This is a genomic window from Streptomyces sp. RKAG290 (genome assembly GCF_023701695.1).
Taxonomy (GTDB): Bacteria; Actinomycetota; Actinomycetes; order Streptomycetales; family Streptomycetaceae; genus Streptomyces.
In genome coordinates this window covers 4,790,837-4,806,375 of the sequence record NZ_JAJOZC010000001.1, presented here as the reverse complement: position 1 = coordinate 4,806,375, position 15,539 = coordinate 4,790,837, and the positions used below count along the sequence as shown (strand labels likewise).

Annotated in this window: 14 protein-coding genes; 8 read left to right on the top strand and 6 right to left on the bottom strand. The window is 70.9% G+C overall.

What is annotated here, in order from left to right:
* Positions 1-105: 105 nt before the first annotated feature.
* Complete coding sequence (locus tag LNW71_RS21185) at positions 106-462, bottom strand: hypothetical protein (RefSeq protein WP_250969671.1); 357 nt, start codon at positions 460-462, stop codon at positions 106-108.
* A gap of 113 nt (positions 463-575) precedes the next feature.
* Here LNW71_RS21185 and LNW71_RS21180 point away from each other — a divergent pair, with 113 nt between their 5' ends.
* The 3 genes from LNW71_RS21180 to LNW71_RS21170 all read left to right on the top strand — a co-directional run bounded on the left by LNW71_RS21180 (position 576) and on the right by LNW71_RS21170 (position 2,429).
* On the top strand, positions 576-1,370 hold the full coding sequence (locus LNW71_RS21180) for a helix-turn-helix transcriptional regulator (protein ID WP_250969670.1): 795 nt from the start codon (positions 576-578) through the stop codon (positions 1,368-1,370).
* A complete protein-coding gene (locus LNW71_RS21175; RefSeq protein ID WP_250969669.1) occupies positions 1,363-1,584 on the top strand; it encodes a DUF397 domain-containing protein in 222 nt (73 codons plus the stop codon). The genes LNW71_RS21180 and LNW71_RS21175 overlap by 8 nt, the downstream gene beginning before the upstream one ends.
* A 179-nt stretch (positions 1,585-1,763) precedes the next feature.
* A complete protein-coding gene (locus LNW71_RS21170) occupies positions 1,764-2,429 on the top strand; it encodes a TMEM175 family protein (protein WP_250969668.1) in 666 nt (221 codons plus the stop codon).
* A 110-nt stretch (positions 2,430-2,539) separates the two neighbouring features.
* On the opposite strand, the gene LNW71_RS21165 is transcribed toward LNW71_RS21170, so the two are convergent.
* Positions 2,540-4,015, bottom strand: coding sequence for a sodium:solute symporter (locus LNW71_RS21165; protein ID WP_250969667.1), 1,476 nt, complete (start codon positions 4,013-4,015; stop codon positions 2,540-2,542).
* A 125-nt stretch (positions 4,016-4,140) separates the two neighbouring features.
* Here LNW71_RS21165 and LNW71_RS21160 point away from each other — a divergent pair, with 125 nt between their 5' ends.
* The 4 genes from LNW71_RS21160 (at position 4,141) to LNW71_RS21145 (ending at position 9,004) form a co-directional block, all read left to right on the top strand.
* The gene (locus tag LNW71_RS21160) at positions 4,141-5,601 is read left to right on the top strand and encodes a PucR family transcriptional regulator (protein WP_250969666.1); all 1,461 of its coding nucleotides are present in this window, start codon (positions 4,141-4,143) and stop codon (positions 5,599-5,601) included.
* Between the two features lie 248 nt (positions 5,602-5,849).
* Positions 5,850-7,007, top strand: coding sequence for an acyl-CoA dehydrogenase family protein (locus tag LNW71_RS21155; RefSeq protein ID WP_250969665.1), 1,158 nt, complete (start codon positions 5,850-5,852; stop codon positions 7,005-7,007).
* 18 nt (positions 7,008-7,025) lie between these two features.
* Positions 7,026-7,904 carry an acyl-CoA thioesterase II gene (gene tesB, locus LNW71_RS21150; protein ID WP_250969664.1) on the top strand — a complete coding sequence of 293 codons (879 nt, stop codon included), beginning with the start codon at positions 7,026-7,028 and terminating at the stop codon, positions 7,902-7,904.
* A 59-nt stretch (positions 7,905-7,963) separates the two neighbouring features.
* Complete coding sequence (locus LNW71_RS21145; RefSeq protein WP_250969663.1) at positions 7,964-9,004, top strand: cation diffusion facilitator family transporter; 1,041 nt, start codon at positions 7,964-7,966, stop codon at positions 9,002-9,004.
* Positions 9,005-9,169: 165 nt separating this feature from the next.
* Here the strand turns inward: LNW71_RS21145 and LNW71_RS21140 are convergent, their stop codons facing one another.
* From LNW71_RS21140 to LNW71_RS21125, 4 genes are all read right to left on the bottom strand, one after another.
* Positions 9,170-9,949, bottom strand: a complete 780-nt coding sequence (locus LNW71_RS21140; RefSeq protein WP_250969662.1) for a phosphatase — start codon at positions 9,947-9,949, stop codon at positions 9,170-9,172.
* Positions 9,950-10,008: 59 nt separating this feature from the next.
* A complete protein-coding gene (locus LNW71_RS21135; protein ID WP_250969661.1) occupies positions 10,009-11,523 on the bottom strand; it encodes a DUF6056 family protein in 1,515 nt (504 codons plus the stop codon).
* Positions 11,524-11,613: 90 nt separating this feature from the next.
* On the bottom strand, positions 11,614-13,041 hold the full coding sequence (locus LNW71_RS21130; protein WP_250969660.1) for a glycosyltransferase: 1,428 nt from the start codon (positions 13,039-13,041) through the stop codon (positions 11,614-11,616).
* Positions 13,042-13,184: 143 nt separating this feature from the next.
* Complete coding sequence (locus LNW71_RS21125; RefSeq protein ID WP_250969659.1) at positions 13,185-13,829, bottom strand: TetR/AcrR family transcriptional regulator; 645 nt, start codon at positions 13,827-13,829, stop codon at positions 13,185-13,187.
* Between the two features lie 95 nt (positions 13,830-13,924).
* On the opposite strand from LNW71_RS21125, the gene LNW71_RS21120 reads away from it, so the two are divergent.
* On the top strand, positions 13,925-15,532 hold the full coding sequence (locus tag LNW71_RS21120) for a carboxyl transferase domain-containing protein (RefSeq protein WP_250969658.1): 1,608 nt from the start codon (positions 13,925-13,927) through the stop codon (positions 15,530-15,532).
* Positions 15,533-15,539: the final 7 nt, after the last annotated feature.

The window sequence follows — 15,539 nt, the reverse complement described above, 5'->3', positions numbered from 1 at the left end:
TTCCCGGCGCAGTTCAACCGGTTTTGGACGACCGGCTACCCACGGAGAACGCGGAAGCGGGCCTCGGCGTTCCTCAGGAGGAGTGCCGGCGAGTGCAAAACGAGTTCAGCGGTCGATGGATTCCCGCTCCTCGCAGTCCGAGGCCGCCCCGTCCTGTCCCAGGAGGCGCAACCCCCGGCTGAGAGCGATCCGATGGACATCTCGTAGCGACTCGGCCATGCGGGCTGCCAGAAAGCGGAGTTGGTCGCCGGTGGTGTCCCGGTCGGTGATCATGTCGTCCGCGTGGCCGAGCAACTCGACACACATCGACAGCTGCACGGCCTCCATCTCGTCGGCCAGTCGCGATACGTATCCCGTTCCGTCTCCGGAGACGTAGCAGGCCTTCCCCTCCGGGCTCGACCACGGCAACAGCCGCAGCGTCTCCGGGCGACTGCCGCCTCGGCCACCTGGGTCTTCCGTCATCGCGCACCCTTTCGTTGTCGCTGTGTAGCGATCCACTCACACAGTGAGAGGGGCACGGCTAGGCTCGCCAGGGGGTACGAAGTGACACTGCCTTCGTCGCACGGGAGTCGGCTTTGAGTAATACCTACGGCGAGTGGTTGAAGGCCCAGCGCGAGACGGCAGGGCTGACGCAGCAGCAGTTGGCGGATGCGGCGATCATGACGCGGTCGCACATCTCGCACATCGAGGGCGGGCGACGCGTGCCGTCCAGGGAGGACGCGCGACGGCTGGACATGGCTCTGAACACGGGAAATGTGCTGAGCAGCTTTCTGCCCCGGGACGACTCGTCCATTGCCGATCGCTTCGAGGCCGCCAGGCAGCTCGAACAACAGGCCACGGTCATTCGTGAATTCGCCATCGCCTTCGTGCCGGGGATCCTCCAGACCCGGAAGTACGCGGATGCCGTGCTGGGCGTCGCCTTTCCTCCGTTGAGCGAGGAGGAACGTGACAAGGCCGTCGTCGCACGTCTGGAGCGCGCCGGAATCCTGGACAGACCGGTCTTCCCAGTGGTCTGGGCGCTCCTGGACGAGTCGATTCTGCGGCGAGTGGCAGGCAGCTCCGCCATCATGGCGGAGCAGATCATGCACCTGGTGCGGCTAGCCGAGAACGGTCGAATCCGCGTACACGTCCTGCCTCTGGGATCGGGCATCTATCCGCTGTTGCAGGGCATGGTGTCGCTGATGTGGTTCGAGGACCAGCCACCGGTGGCGTATTCGGAAGGCGTCCACATGGCGAAGGTGCATGACTCGCCGCACTTGGTCGAGCGCATCCAGGGCGCTTACGCTCTCGCCTTGAGCGATGCGCTGCCCCTACCGGAGTCGGTTGCTCTTCTCAGGGCAGCCGCGAAGGAGTACGAACACCGTGACTGAGCGCACCACATCAAACTCCGTCCGCCCCACGGGATGGCGAAAGTCTTCGTACAGCGGGCCCGAGAAGGACAGCTGTCTCGAAATCCAGGACCACCACCCCCACGCCGTCCCCGTCCGCGATTCCAAGACCCCCGGCGGCCCCGCCCTGCTCATCCCTGCCGCGGGCTGGTCCTCGTTCGTCGAGGCGGTCAAGGCCGGGACGCTGGCCGGCTGACCGGCGCACCGCCCCCGAGCACCGGCGCTGCGCCCTTCGGCACTCGCGACCCCGGGGCTCCACGGGGCTCCCCGCTGCCGACATTCGGCTTGTGCTGGGGCGGGCTCCGGCGAGCTCAGGCGCTCATGGCCCGGCGCTCCCTAGGATCGGGTTCACGATCTTGATCTCCGGGAGTTCGGATGAGTGAGGATGTGCGGCCGAAGCCCGGCCTCTCACCCGAGAGACTGGCCTTCTTCACGGACGCGATCTTCGCGATCGCCATGACGCTGCTGGCCGTGGAACTGGAGCGCCCGGACAAGGAGGACCTCGGGACAGCCGGTGCGCTGGGCCGTTTCCTGGTGGACCAGCGGAACTCCTATCTGGCGTTCGCGTTGGCGTTCGTCCTGCTCTGGTCGGTGTGGCGCCGCCACCACCAGTTGATGGACCGGATCCGCGTGCTGTCGGAGGCCTTCGCCTTCTGGCATGCGCCGTTCCTGCTGCTGGTCGCGTTCCTGCCGTTCCCCACGGCCGTCATCGGTTCGTCGATCACCAATCCGATGGCGCAGACCCTCTTCGCCGGCACGATGGCCGCCATATTCTTCTGCGAGGTCGCCCTCAAGGAGGTCTCGGCCCACGCCGGTCTCCTCGTCGGCGACGAAGCGGAAGTCCGTGGGCACGCCAACGGGTCGTGGGCGGTGGCCCTTTGGTTCGTCCTGAGCCTCGGTCTCGCCTGGGTATCGCCGTACGCCTACATCCTGTGGTTCTTCGCGCCGCTGGCCGCCCGCCGCGGCGGAACACTCGTCGCCCGCCTGCGCACCCGCCACGCTCCCCCGCACGACGGGGACGTACCGGGGAGCGGACAGTAGGCGGCAGGCGGCAGGCGGCAGGCCCACGGTGGTGCCTCACCCTCCGATGCAGATGCAGCTACAGATAGGGATGCTGCACCACCGCACTGACAACCCCCGGCGCCGGGCGGTCAGCCCGCGACCCGCTCCCCCGCCGGCTCCACCGGCTCCGACTCGGCGCCGCGTCCGGCCAGGCGCTCGCGCCAGGCGGCCAGCACCGCCGCGTCCGTGGGCTTCGTGGCCAGCGAGACGATGACGTAGACCGCCAGCGAGGCCAGCAGGCCGTAGTAGACCGGCTCGTTCGCGAGGATTCCGTAGCCCGCCATCAGGCCGATCACCGCGATGCCGCCCACCGCCACCGCGGCCAGCGCACCCGCCGCCGTGCCGCGGCGCCAAAGGAGGCCGCCGAGGATCGGTACCAGCAGGCCGCCGACGAGGAGGTTGTACGCGACGGTCAGGGCCTCGACGACGTTGTTGAGCGCGATGGCGATGAGGATCACCGCGATGCCCATGATCAGGATGAAGGCGCGGTTGCCCTTCACCTCGTCGTGTTCCGCGTCGTCCCCGCCACGTGTGACCGCGCCCTTGAGCCGCGACCAGATGTCGTTGTTGGCCACCGTCGCGCAGGCGATCAGCGCGCCGGAGGACGTGGACATCACCGCGGCGAGTGCGGCGGCCAGCACCAGGCCGCGTACGCCGACCGGGAGTTCGTCCTTGACGATCGTCGCGAAGGCGGCGTCCGCGGTGGGCAGCTTCGGGTACATGACCTTGGCCGCGGTGCCGATGACCGCTCCCGCGACCGCGTACACCAGGCAGTACGTGCCGGCGACGGTCCCGCCCAGGCGGGCCACACGGTCGCTGCGGGCGGTGAACACCCGCTGCCAGATGTCCTGGCCGATCAGCATGCCGAAGGTGTAGATCAGGACGTACGTGAAGATCGTCTCGCCGCCGATGCCCAGCGGGTCGAAGTACTCGGTGGGCAGATTGGCCTTCATCTCGCTGAAGCCGCCCGCCTTGATCACCGCGATGGGGAGCAGGAGCAGCAGCACGCCGATGGTCTTCACGACGAACTGGACCATGTCCGTCAGCGTGATCGACCACATGCCGCCGAGCGTCGAGTACGCGACGACGATGGTGCCGCCGAGGATGATCGCGACGGTCCGGTTCATGTCGAAGAGGACGTCGAAGATGGTGGCGTACGCGATGGTCGAGGTGACCGCGAGCATCAGCGTGTACGCCCACATGACGATGCCCGAGATGAGTCCGGCCCGGCCGCCGTAGCGCAGGTCGAGCATCTCGGAGACGGTGTAGACCTTCAGCCGCGCGATGCGGGCGGAGAAGAAGACGGACAGGGCCAGCAGGCCGAGGCCGATGGTGAAGACCATCCAGGCGCCGGAGAGTCCGTACTGGTAGCCGAGGCCGACGCCGCCGATGGTCGAGGCGCCGCCGAGGACGATGGCGGCCATGGTGCCGGAGTACATCCAGGGGCCGAGCCGGCGGCCCGCCACCAGGAATTCGCTCTTGGACTTGGCGCGGCGCATGCCCCACCAGCCCATGGCGAGCATGCCGGCCAGATAGACGACGATCACGGCGTAGTCGACTGCCATGGGCTTCCCTCCGTCTCACTTCACAAGGTCGGGGTTCGGGTGTGGTGAAGACGGTAGGTGGCCGAGAAGCGACGCTGAAGTGTACGTTTCATCCAATCTCAACGAGCCGAACGGATGAACCATCCATGCCGGACCTGGCCGCCGGGCCGACAGCCCCGCCGACCCCGCCCATCCCGCTGGCCGAGCTGCTGGCCCGGGAGGAGCTCGGGCTGCGCAGGATCGCGGGTCCGGCCGACGCGGAGCTGCTGTGGGTGCACACCTCGGAGATGGCCGACCCGTACCCGTACCTGCTGGGCGGTGAGCTGCTGCTGAGCGCCGGGGTGCTGCTCACGGACCCGGACACCTATGTGGCCCGGCTGGTGGAGGCGGGGGCGGCGGCGCTCGGGTTCGGGGTGCGGCCGGTGCACGACACGGTGCCCGCGGAGCTGGTCGCGGCGTGCGACCGGCACGGGCTGCCGCTGCTGGAGGTGCCGCCCGAGACCCCGTTCACGGCGATCGCCCGTGCCGTGTGGCGGCTGATGGCCGAGGCCCGGCTCCGTGAGCTGCGCCGGGTGACGCGCGCCCAGCAGGCCCTGGCAACGGCGGCGGCGCGGACCGATCCGGTGCCGGCGGTGCTGCATCAGCTGGCGGTCCAGCTGGAGGGCCGGGCCGTCCTGATCACGGCCGACGGCGAGGAGCTGCACGCCACGGGCCGGGCTCCGGCGCCCGACGTGCGTGCCGCGCTCGCCCGGCTCGCCCGTGTCGTCGCGCCTGTCGTACGCCCCGCGCCCGCCTCGGCCACCGACACCCTGGGCGCCACCCATCTCTCCGCGTACGCGCTCGGCGGCGGGCAGGGGCTCGTCCTGACCCTGGCGACGAACCGGCGTGAGCCGGGCGACCACACCGTGGCCGGTATCGCGGTCGTCCTGCTCTCCTTGCTGGCCGCCCCGCACCAGGGCGCCGACGCCGCGGGCCGCTCGGCGGCACTGGTCCGGCTGCTGCTGGGCGCGGACCCCGTGGGCGTCGCCCCGCTGCTGGGCGGCGCGGAGCAGTGGACGGTGGTGCACGCGCGCCGCAGCGGCGGCGACCCGGTGGACCCGCTCACGGCCGGGGCGCTCGGCGCGGGCCTGGGCTCGGCGCTGGTGGACGCGGGCCGGGGCGGCGACGCGGTACGGGTCCTGGTGCCCGGCGGCGACCGGATCACCCCGCAGCCCGGCTGGACGCTCGGGGCCTCCGCCGCCGCCCCGATCACCGCGCTGGACGTGGCCGACGCCCAGGCGTCGCGCGCTCTCGGCCGCGCGGAGGCGACCCGCACCCCGCTGGCCCACCACAGCGCCGACACCGGCCGCGGACTGGCCGCCCTGATCCCGCGCGAGGCCGCCGAGGCGCACGCCCGCACCCTGCTGGCCCCGCTCACCGAGCCCCTCGCCGAGACCCTGCGCTGCTGGCTGAGCCTGCACGGCAGCTGGGACCGTACGGCCACCGCCCTCCAGGTCCACCGCAACACCGTCCGCCAGCGCATCGCTCGCTGCGCGAGCCTGCTGGACGCGGACCTGGACGACATGGACGTACGGACGGAACTGTGGGTGGCGCTCCGGCAGGAGTGACATCGCACCTGTCACCCGGCACGGAGTGGCGGCCCCGCACCCGTCCGCCCCGCGGGGATGACCCCGTAGGGATGACCCCGCACCTGTCGGCCCGGCAGGGAGTGGCGGCCCACTCCCCCAGCGTGCTGAGCATCACCCTGGACAGCGATGGTGACTGCCGGGTAACTTTTAACCATGGCTGAGCAAGCGCTTAGCCATGCTCGCCCGGTGAAACCAGCACCCACCACAGCCGACCAAGGAGGCACCCCGTGCGCCGTACGGTATTCAACGAGGACCACGAGGCGTTCCGGGAGACCATCCGCGCCTTCGTCGCGGCCGAGGTCGTGCCCGTGTACGACGAGTGGTTCGCCGCCGGCCAGGTGCCGCGCGAGTTCTACGAGAAGCTCGGCGAGCTGGGCGTCTTCGGCATCACGGTCGACGAGGAGTACGACGGCGCGGGCATCGACTCGCACAAGTACGAGGCCGTCATATACGAGGAGACCGCCCGCGCGGGCGTCTCCTTCGGCGGCTCCGGCGTACACACCCTGCTGGGCCTGCCCTACATCAAGATGCTCGCCACCGACGAGCAGAAGAAGCGCTGGCTGCCGAAGTTCACCACCGGCGAGGAGATGTGGGCCCTCGCGATGACCGAGCCGGGCACCGGCTCCGACGTCGCGGGCATGAAGACCAGCGCCAAGCTCTCCGAGGACGGCACGCACTACGTCCTCAACGGCGCCAAGACCTTCATCACCGGCGGCGTGCACGCCGACCGGGTCATCGTCTGCGCCCGTACCTCCGCCCCGCGCGAGGACGACCGCCGCTTCGGCATCTCCCTCTTCGCCGTCGACACCAAGTCCGCGGGCTACTCCGTGGGCCGCAAGCTCGACAAGCTCGGCCTGCGCACCTCCGACACCGCCGAGCTCGCGTTCGTCGACGTCAAGGTCCCGGTCGAGGACCTGCTCGGCGAGGAGAACAAGGGCTTCGGCTACCTCGGCACCAACCTGGCCTCCGAGCGCTGGGGCATCGCCTTCGGCGCGTACGCGCAGGCCGCGGCCGCCGTCCGGTTCGCCAAGGAGTACGTGCAGGACCGCACCGTCTTCGGCAAGACCGTCGCCTCGTTCCAGAACACCAAGTTCGAACTGGCCGCCTGCCAGGCCGAGGTGGACGCGGCCCAGGCCGTCGCCGACCGCGCGCTGGAGGCGCTGGACGCCGGTGAGCTGACCGCCGCCGAGGCCGCCTCCGCCAAGCTGTTCTGCACCGAGGTCGCGCACCGCGTGATCGACCGCTGCCTCCAGCTGCACGGCGGCTACGGCTTCATGAACGAGTACCCGATCGCCCGCCTGTACGCGGACAACCGGGTCAACCGCATCTACGGCGGCACCAGCGAGGTCATGAAGTCGATCATCGCGAAGTCCATGGGCCTGTAGAGCGGCTACGTTCTCTCCATGAGCGCAGCACTTGACTCCCTGCTCGATCTGCTCGACCTGGAGCAGATCGAGCGGGACATCTTCCGGGGCACCAGCCGTTCGGCGGTCGTGCCCCGCGTCTTCGGCGGACAGGTCGCGGCCCAGGCGCTCGTCGCCGCGGGCCGCACCGTCCCCGCGGACCGGACCGCCCACTCCCTGCACTCCTACTTCCTGCGGATGGGCGACCCGGGAGCGCCGATCGTCTACAGCGTCGACCGCATCCGGGACGGGCGTTCCTTCACCACCCGGCGGGTCGTGGCCGTCCAGCACGGGCAGCCGATCTTCCACCTCTCGGCGTCCTTCCAGACGTATGAGGACGGCCTGGAGCACCAGGCGGACATGCCGGCCGCGCCCGATCCGGAGACGCTGCCCACGGCCGCCGAGATGCTGCCGCGCTACGCGGACCGGTTCAGCGACCCCGGGGTCGTGGACCGGCTGATCGAGGCGCGGGCCGCGGTCGACCTGCGGTACGTGGACGCCCCGCCGTTCGGCACCGTGGGCGAACCGCGCGAACCCCGCTCGCAGGTGTGGTTCCGCACCAACGGCAAGCTGGCGGACGACCCGCTGCTGCACGTCTGCATGGCGACGTACGTCTCCGACATGACGCTGCTCGACTCGGTGCTCCTCGCCCACGGGCGCGGCGGCTGGGCGGTCGGCGACGTGGTGGGGGCGAGCCTGGACCACGCGATGTGGTTCCACCGGCCGTTCCGGGCCGACGAGTGGCTGCTGTACGACCAGGAGTCGCCGTCCGCGTCCGGTGGGCGCGGACTCGGCCAGGCCAGGATCTACACGCAGGACGGGCGGCTGGCGATCACCGTCATCCAGGAGGGCGTGGTCCGGGTCCCCCGGAAGGACTGAACGGGCTTCGCGGCCGCGCGAGGGACATGCCCGGCCCGGCTGCGGACATACTCCCCACCATGAGTGACGAGAAATCAGCGGGTGGGGAGTCCACGTTCACGGTCGTCGTCGCGGCGGCCGCCAACCTCGGCATCGCCGTGGCGAAGGCCGTCGCGGGCCTGATCAGCGGATCGAGCGCGATGCTCTCGGAGGCGGCCCACTCGGTGGCCGACACCGTCACCGAGGTGCTGCTGCTGACCGCCCTGAAGCGCAGCGAGAAACCGGCCGACGAGGAACACCCGCTGGGGTACGGCCCCGAGCGGTACATCTGGGCGATGCTCGCCTCGGTGGCCACGTTCGTCGGCGGCGCGGTCTTCTCGCTGTACGACGGTGTCCACACGCTCATGGCGGGCGAGGAGCTCGGCGATCCGCTGATCTCGTACATCGTGCTGGGCATCGCCTTCCTCCTGGAGGGCTACTCGCTGCGCACCGGGCTGCGCCAGGTCCGCGGTGAGGCAGCCCGGCTGGGGGCCGACCCCACCCGGTACCTCCGCCGTACGCCCGACACCGCGGTCAAGGCCGTCGTGATGGAGGACTCGGCGGCCCTGGTCGGACTGCTGCTGGCCGCGGGCGGGCTGCTCGGCGGCCAGCTGACGGGCTCCGGCGTCTGGGACGGCGTGGCGTCGATCCTGATCGGCGTGCTGCTCGTGTACGTGGCCTGGGTGCTCGGCCGCTCCAACGCGCAGCTGCTGATCGGCCGTCCGGTGCCGGAGTCGATGCGGACCGGCATGCGGGAGGAGCTGCTCTCGGTGCCGCACATCATCGAGGTGCTGGAGCTGACCACGCTCATCCAGGGACCGACCGAGGTCCTGGTCGCCGCGAAGGTCGACTTCCGGGACGTGGCCAGTGCCGAGCAGGTGGAATGGGCCTGCGAGGAGGCGGAGCAGCAGCTGCGCGAGCGCTATCCGTCGATCCAGCGGGTGTATCTGGACCCGACGCCGGGGGTGGCCCAGCGCCGCCGCGCCCGGGCCGCCGGCGGGAATCCGGTGGTCGGTCCCGGCGACGGGGAGGGCAACGGGGACGGCGGAGGGCTGTTCACCGACCGCACGGACAACGACTGACGGCTGATCCGCGGGGTCCGCGGGTCGGCCTCTGTGATCGCGGTCGACGGCGTCCTCGGTGTTACGCCCGTACCGCCCCCGGCCGGCCCGGACGACCGGCACCGACCACGACCGCCCGTTCCGGACGGCCCGGACGACGGCGGGTGCTGAGGTGCGGGCGCGCTCTCAGAGCAGTCCGGCCGCGTCCAGCAGATAGTCCGTCATCGGGTCGTAGAAGCGCGGGTCGAGCACGTGGTCGTCCAGCGGAACGGCCACCTGAAGGGTGCCCTCGGACTCCCCCAGGAACAGCGCCGGGTCGTTGCAGTCCGCGTACCCGATGGCGTCCAGGCCGCGCTGCGCCGCACAGCCCGCCCAGCCGTGATCGGCGACGACCAGGTCAGGCATGGGCCGCCCCTCCCGCTCCAGACCGTCCAGGATCGCCGCCATGGGGGCCGGTGAGTGGGTGTGCCAGAGGGTCGCGCCGCGCTCCTGCACGGCGACGTCCGCGAACTGGAAGACCATGCCCTCGTCCGCCATCAGCCCGGCCGGGATCCTGACGATCTCGCAGCCGGCCGTGCGCAGCGCGGCCGCCGTCTGCCGGTGGACGTCCAGCAGCCCGCCCGGGTGGCCGGTGGCGAACAGCACCCGCTCGGACCCGGCGGCCGCCTTCCGCAGCCGGGCCGCCGCCCGGTCCAGGGCGTCGACGGTGAGCTCGGGGTCGATGGTGTCCTGGCCGTACCGGTGCTCCGGGTCGTCGCTGACCCCGCACCGCTCGGCCATGACGGCCAGCACGTCCTGCTCGTCGCGCCACCGGTCGCCGAGTTCCAGGCCCAGCCAGAAGTGGCGGTCGCCGTTGGCGAGCTTGCGGTAGTGGGAGAGGTTGTTGTCGCGCGGGGTCGCGACGTCCCCGGCGATACGCGTACGGACGAGATGTTCGACGAGGGCGGCGCGGCTGGGTATCGGCATGAACCCATTGTGCCGTCAGGTGAGCGCAGTGTGCCGGTCGTATTGCCTGTCGGGCGGGGTCAGGGGAGCCAGGTCGAGTAGGTGATCCGCGTCAGGTGGTAGTACTCGGCCACGCAGATGTCGGGCCACAGGCTGCGGCCGTGGTCGCCGAACGGGTCGCGCATCTCTCCCACCGAGGCCGGCACGTACGGCAGGACGTGGGCGCCCTTGCGCACCTCCTCGCGCAGCAGCCGGTCCTGGCGGTCCCAGTGCCGGGCCCGGAGGCTCATGTCATGCTCCAGGCCCGCCAGGGGCACGGCCAGCGCCACGCAGACCCCGGCGCAGAGCAGCGCCGCCGCTGCCGTCGCCACTCCGGTCGCCGCCGCGGCGCCCCGTCCGAGGGTGCGCAGGGCGCCGCCCAGCAGGGCGCCGAGTCCGGCCAGCAGCAGCACGTACACGAAGAGGTAGTCGTTCCAGGTGCGGGTGCCGTACGACATCATGTTGTTCGCGAAGGCGGGGAGGGTGACCACCGTGCAGAGGTAGCCGGCCACCAGGAACGCCGCCACACCGGCCAGGGCCGGGAGGAGGGGCCGGCGGCGCAGGGGCCCGTCGGCGGCCGTGTCGCCCTCGCGCAGGGACAGGCCCAGCAGGACGCCGACGGCCAACGCGCCGAGGTAGGTCCACGTGCCGAGGACCGTCTCCAGGATGTCGCCGTACGTCCGCAGCGCGGTGGTCAGCGAGTCCGGGTCGGCGAGGGAGGTGGCGCCGGCGCCGAACCGGTCGCGGCGGGCGCGGGAGCCGGGTGACGTGTAGATGACGACCATTCCCGCCAGCAGGGCGGCCAGCGCGATGCCGCACCAGAGGCGGGTGTGGCCGCGGGCGGGGCCCGGCCGCGACCGCAGGCTCAGCAGCAGGACCGTGCAGAGCAGGACGCCCGCCACGATCGAGGTCCCTTCCGAGAGGGTCCCGATGAAGAGCCCGGCCACCGCGGCGGTGCACAGCGCGAGGATCCGCCCCCGGCGCGAGCGGGCTCTCAGCAGCGGGATGACCGCCGCGGCGGCCAGCGCCGGGGCGACGGTGTGCGAGACGGATGAGGCCGGCCAGTAGAACGTCTTGTACGTGTTCCGGGTGGCGAAGAAGAACACCACCACGGTCATCGACGCGACGAGCAGGGGCATCCCGCGCGGCGCGGTCCGCCCGGCGCTGCGCAGCGCGGCCACGGTCAAGGACAGCACCACGGCCAGGATCAGCAGGCCGCTGACCGTGGCGTACCACTGGTGGCCCGGGACCCCGAACGCTCCGTAGAGGGCGACCATCAGCGCGTTGGCGATGCGTCCGTTGTCCTCCAGGTAGAACTTCCCGATCATGCCGGAGACTCCCCCGTCCCGCAGCACGGGCAGGAAGCACCAGTCGTCGCCGCCCGGCCGCACCAGCCGGCCGATCCAGAAGGACGCGGCGAGCAGGGCCAGCGGGAAGACGGTGAGTACGAGCGTCCAGATCGGCGCGCGGGGCACCGGGGCCCGGTCGCGGTCCTCCCGGCGGGCAGCGTCCGGAGGCGGCGGGGTGTCTGCGGTGCCCGATGCTTCCGCGGTCATGGGTGTCCGGTGCCCTTCGTGCGTTACCGCCGTGTGCCTGTGCCGTCGTCGTGTGCCGCGCGCGTGTGCCGTGTCCGTGCCGTGGCGGGGTCAGTCGCCCGGCCGGCCGGTCCGGCTGCCGGCCACCGCTTCCGGCCGCCGGGACAGGGCCGCGCCCGACGTGATCGCCCACCGGGCGAGCAGGAAGGAGAAAGGGGTGGCGAGAATTCCGGCGGCCAGCGCGGCGATGTTCTTCCCCATGCCCAGATGGCTCACCCCGACATACAGCAGCAGCCCGGACAGGACGAGATTGACGAGGCTCGACACCGGATAGCGCACAAAGGCCCGCCAGGTCGGCCTGGTCCGGCAGGTGATGTAGGAGTTGAGCAGGAATGAGCCGATGATACTGACGCAGTATCCGATGACGTGGGCGGTCAGATACGGAATCCAGGTGTTGAGTGTGGAGTACACCGCCAGATAGACCGCCGTATTGACGACGCCGATCATGGCGAAGGTGAGGAATTGGCGGACGATGCGGGATCTGCCCGATCCGTAGGCGCTGGAGCCGCGGCCCCTCATCCGTGGCGGCGGGTCGGGTGCGGGCGGGCCCGGGTTCTCGCTGGTCTCCCGGACCAGGTAGTGCGGGCGGTTCTTCGTCTCGCAGTAGATCCGGCCGACGTATTCGCCGACGATGCCGAGCGTGGCCAGCTGGATTCCGCCGAGCGCCACGACGGCGGTGAGCAGGGTGGTATAGCCGGGAACGGCCACCCCGTGGCGCGCCACGCCCACGATGATCCACACGGCGTATCCCATCGCCGCCAGGGCCATCAGCAGGCCGGCGTAGACGGCCAGCCGCAGCGGGCGGTTGTTGAAGGAGATCAGCCCGTCGATGCCGTAGTTGAGCAGCCGTCTGCCGCCCCACTTCGAGCGCCCCGCCACCCGTTCGGCGTTGTGGTAGGTGAAGCTGGTGGTGTCGAAGCCGATCCAGGAGAAGATCCCCTTGGAGAACCGCTCGGACTCGGGGAGCGCCAGCACACTGTCCACCGCGCGGCGGGACAGCAGCCGGAAGTCCCCTTCGCCGTCGACCACCGACACGTCCATGAAGTGCCCCATGACGCGGTAGTAGGAGCGGCTGGCGAACGCACGCAGGAGGCCCTCGCCCTCGCGGTCCCGCCTGGCGATCACCTGGTCGTATCCGTGCCTGCTCAGCTCCAGCATGCGGGGGAGCAGTTCGGGTGGGTGCTGGAGGTCGGCGTCCATCAGCACCACGAAATCCCCGCGGGACATGCGCAGGCCTGCCAGCATGGCGGCCTCCTTGCCGAAATTTCGGCTGAAGGCGGTGTAGCGGACCCGCTCGTCGGCCGCGGCGAGGTAGGTCAGCCGGGTGCGGGTCAGGTCGTCGCTGCCGTCGTCGACGTAGCAGACCTCGAAGCTTTTCCCGGTCGGTTCGAGAGCGGCGACCAACGCGCGGTGAAAAGCCTTGACGGCCTCGTCCTCGTTGTAACAAGGAACGACGATCGATACCTGGCAGTTTTTCATTCAGTTCCCCATCAGGCGCGGACGCGACCGTTTCGCAGCCTATGTCCGCGCCTCGCCGAAACAACTCAGGCGACAGGGATTCGCGGGGGAAATTCGGCGCGTAATCCGCACCCCAAGGACTGACGGTGCGGATTACGGCCGCTCTATTCCGGATTCCCGCCCTGCGGGGCCCGGGCGTCGCCGGCCGCGGCGAACGCGCCCCGCGCCAGCCGGTGCAGCAGCGCCGCCGTGTCCGTGCGGTCGGGCAGGGCGCCGGGGCGGCCCAGGTGCGGGGTGGAGTTCAGCAGCCCGAAGACGGCGTGCACCGCCGCGCGCGCCTCGTGCTCGGGGAGGTCCGGATAGAGGTCGCCGACCACACCCACCCACACCTCGACGTACTGGCGCTGGAGCTGGCGCACCCGCTTGCGGTCGGTGTCCCGCAGGCGGTCCAGCTCCCGGTCGTGCAGGGTGATCAGGGGCCGGTCGTCGAGGGCGAAGTCGATGTGGCCCTCGATGAGCGCGTCCAGCAGCGCCTCGCGCGGCCCGCCGTCGGAGGCCGCGTCCTCGGACACGCGCAGCCGGCCGCCCGCCAGCAGGCGCTCGCTGATGCCGACCAGCAGCTCGGCGAGCATCGCGTCCTTGCCGGGGAAGTGGCGGTAGAGGCCGGGGCCGCTGATGCCGACCGCGGCACCTATCTCGTCGACGCCGACGCCGTGGAAGCCGCGCTCGGCAAAGAGGCGCGCGGCCTCCTTGAGGATCTGCTCGCGGCGGGTGGGAGCCGCGACGCGGGCGGCGGCATGGGTGCTCATGAGCAGTCATTCTAGACAGGGGGGTTAGCGGTCGTTAACCTGAAGGGCGTTAACGACCATTAACCACTGCGGTACGGGCAAGGGGGCTCGACAGGATGCAGCAGGCACCGGTGCTGGCGAGCGCGGCCGATCCCGCCTCCGAGGCCTGGCAGGCCAACGAGGCGGCGCATCACGCGCTCACCGACGAGCTGCGCAAGCGGCTCGCCACGGCCAGGCTCGGCGGGGGTGACAAGGCCCGCGCCCGGCATGTGGCGCGCGGCAAGCTGTTGCCCCGGGAGCGGGTGGACACCCTGCTCGATGCGGGCTCACCCTTCCTGGAGCTGGCCCCGCTGGCAGCCGAGGGGCTGTACGGGGGCTCGGCCCCGGCCGCCGGGGTGATCGCCGGGATCGGGCGGGTCAGCGGCCGGGAGTGCGTGATCGTCGCCAATGACGCGACCGTCAAGGGCGGCACGTATTACCCGATGACCGTGAAGAAGCACCTGCGGGCCCAGGAGGTGGCACTGGAGAACCGGCTGCCCTGCCTGTACCTGGTGGACTCCGGCGGCGCCTTCCTGCCGATGCAGGACGAGGTGTTCCCGGACCGGGAGCACTTCGGACGGATCTTCTACAACCAGGCCCGGATGTCCGGCGCCGGCATCCCGCAGATCGCGGCGGTGCTGGGGTCCTGCACAGCCGGCGGTGCGTACGTCCCCGCGATGAGCGACGAGGCCGTGATCGTCCGCAACCAGGGGACGATCTTCCTGGGCGGACCGCCGCTGGTGAAGGCGGCGACCGGCGAGGTCGTGACCGCGGAGGAGCTGGGCGGCGGCGAGGTCCACTCCCGTACGTCGGGGGTCACCGACCATCTCGCCGAGGACGACGCGCACGCCCTGCGGATCGTGCGGAACATCGTGGCCACGCTGCCGGACCGGGGCGCCCTGCCGTGGTCCGTACAGCCCGTGGACGAGCCGAAGGTCGATCCCGCCGGTCTCTACGGCGCGGTCCCGGTCGACTCGCGCACCCCGTACGACGTGCGGGAGGTGATCGCCCGGGTCGTCGACGGATCGCGCTTCGCCGAGTTCAAGGCCGAGTACGGGACGACGCTGATCACCGGCTTCGCGCACATCCACGGCCACCCGGTCGGGATCGTCGCGAACAACGGCATCCTGTTCTCCGAGTCCGCCCAGAAGGGCGCGCACTTCATCGAGCTGTGCGACCAGCGCGGCATCCCGCTGGTCTTCCTGCAGAACATCTCCGGCTTCATGGTCGGCCGTGACTACGAGGCCGGCGGCATCGCCAAGCACGGCGCCAAGATGGTCACCGCCGTCGCCTGCACCCGCGTGCCGAAGCTGACCGTGGTGGTCGGCGGGTCCTACGGGGCGGGCAACTACTCGATGTGCGGGCGCGCCTACTCGCCGCGCTTCCTGTGGATGTGGCCCAACGCGAAGATCTCCGTCATGGGCGGCGAGCAGGCCGCTTCCGTCCTCGCCACGGTCAAGCGCGACCAGCTCGGCGACGACTGGCGCGCCGAGGACGAGGAGACCTTCAAGGCCCCGATCCGCGAGCAGTACGAGACCCAGGGCAACGCGTACTACGCCACCGCCCGGCTCTGGGACGACGGCGTGATCGACCCGCTGGAGACCCGGCAGGTGCTGGGGCTCGCCCTGACCGCCTGCGCCAACGCCCCCTTGGGCGATGCCGGCTTCGGCGTCTTCCGGATGTGAGGAACAG

Coding starts and splice junctions, on each gene's coding strand:
- LNW71_RS21185 (WP_250969671.1), bottom strand. CDS start 462: ATGACGGAAGACCCAGGTGGCCGAGGCGGCAGTCGCCCGGAGACGCTG.
- LNW71_RS21170 (WP_250969668.1), top strand. CDS start 1,764: ATGAGTGAGGATGTGCGGCCGAAGCCCGGCCTCTCACCCGAGAGACTG.
- LNW71_RS21165 (WP_250969667.1), bottom strand. CDS start 4,015: ATGGCAGTCGACTACGCCGTGATCGTCGTCTATCTGGCCGGCATGCTC.
- LNW71_RS21160 (WP_250969666.1), top strand. CDS start 4,141: ATGCCGGACCTGGCCGCCGGGCCGACAGCCCCGCCGACCCCGCCCATC.
- tesB (WP_250969664.1), top strand. CDS start 7,026: ATGAGCGCAGCACTTGACTCCCTGCTCGATCTGCTCGACCTGGAGCAG.
- LNW71_RS21145 (WP_250969663.1), top strand. CDS start 7,964: ATGAGTGACGAGAAATCAGCGGGTGGGGAGTCCACGTTCACGGTCGTC.
- LNW71_RS21140 (WP_250969662.1), bottom strand. CDS start 9,949: ATGCCGATACCCAGCCGCGCCGCCCTCGTCGAACATCTCGTCCGTACG.
- LNW71_RS21135 (WP_250969661.1), bottom strand. CDS start 11,523: ATGACCGCGGAAGCATCGGGCACCGCAGACACCCCGCCGCCTCCGGAC.
- LNW71_RS21130 (WP_250969660.1), bottom strand. CDS start 13,041: ATGAAAAACTGCCAGGTATCGATCGTCGTTCCTTGTTACAACGAGGAC.
- LNW71_RS21125 (WP_250969659.1), bottom strand. CDS start 13,829: ATGAGCACCCATGCCGCCGCCCGCGTCGCGGCTCCCACCCGCCGCGAG.
- LNW71_RS21120 (WP_250969658.1), top strand. CDS start 13,925: ATGCAGCAGGCACCGGTGCTGGCGAGCGCGGCCGATCCCGCCTCCGAG.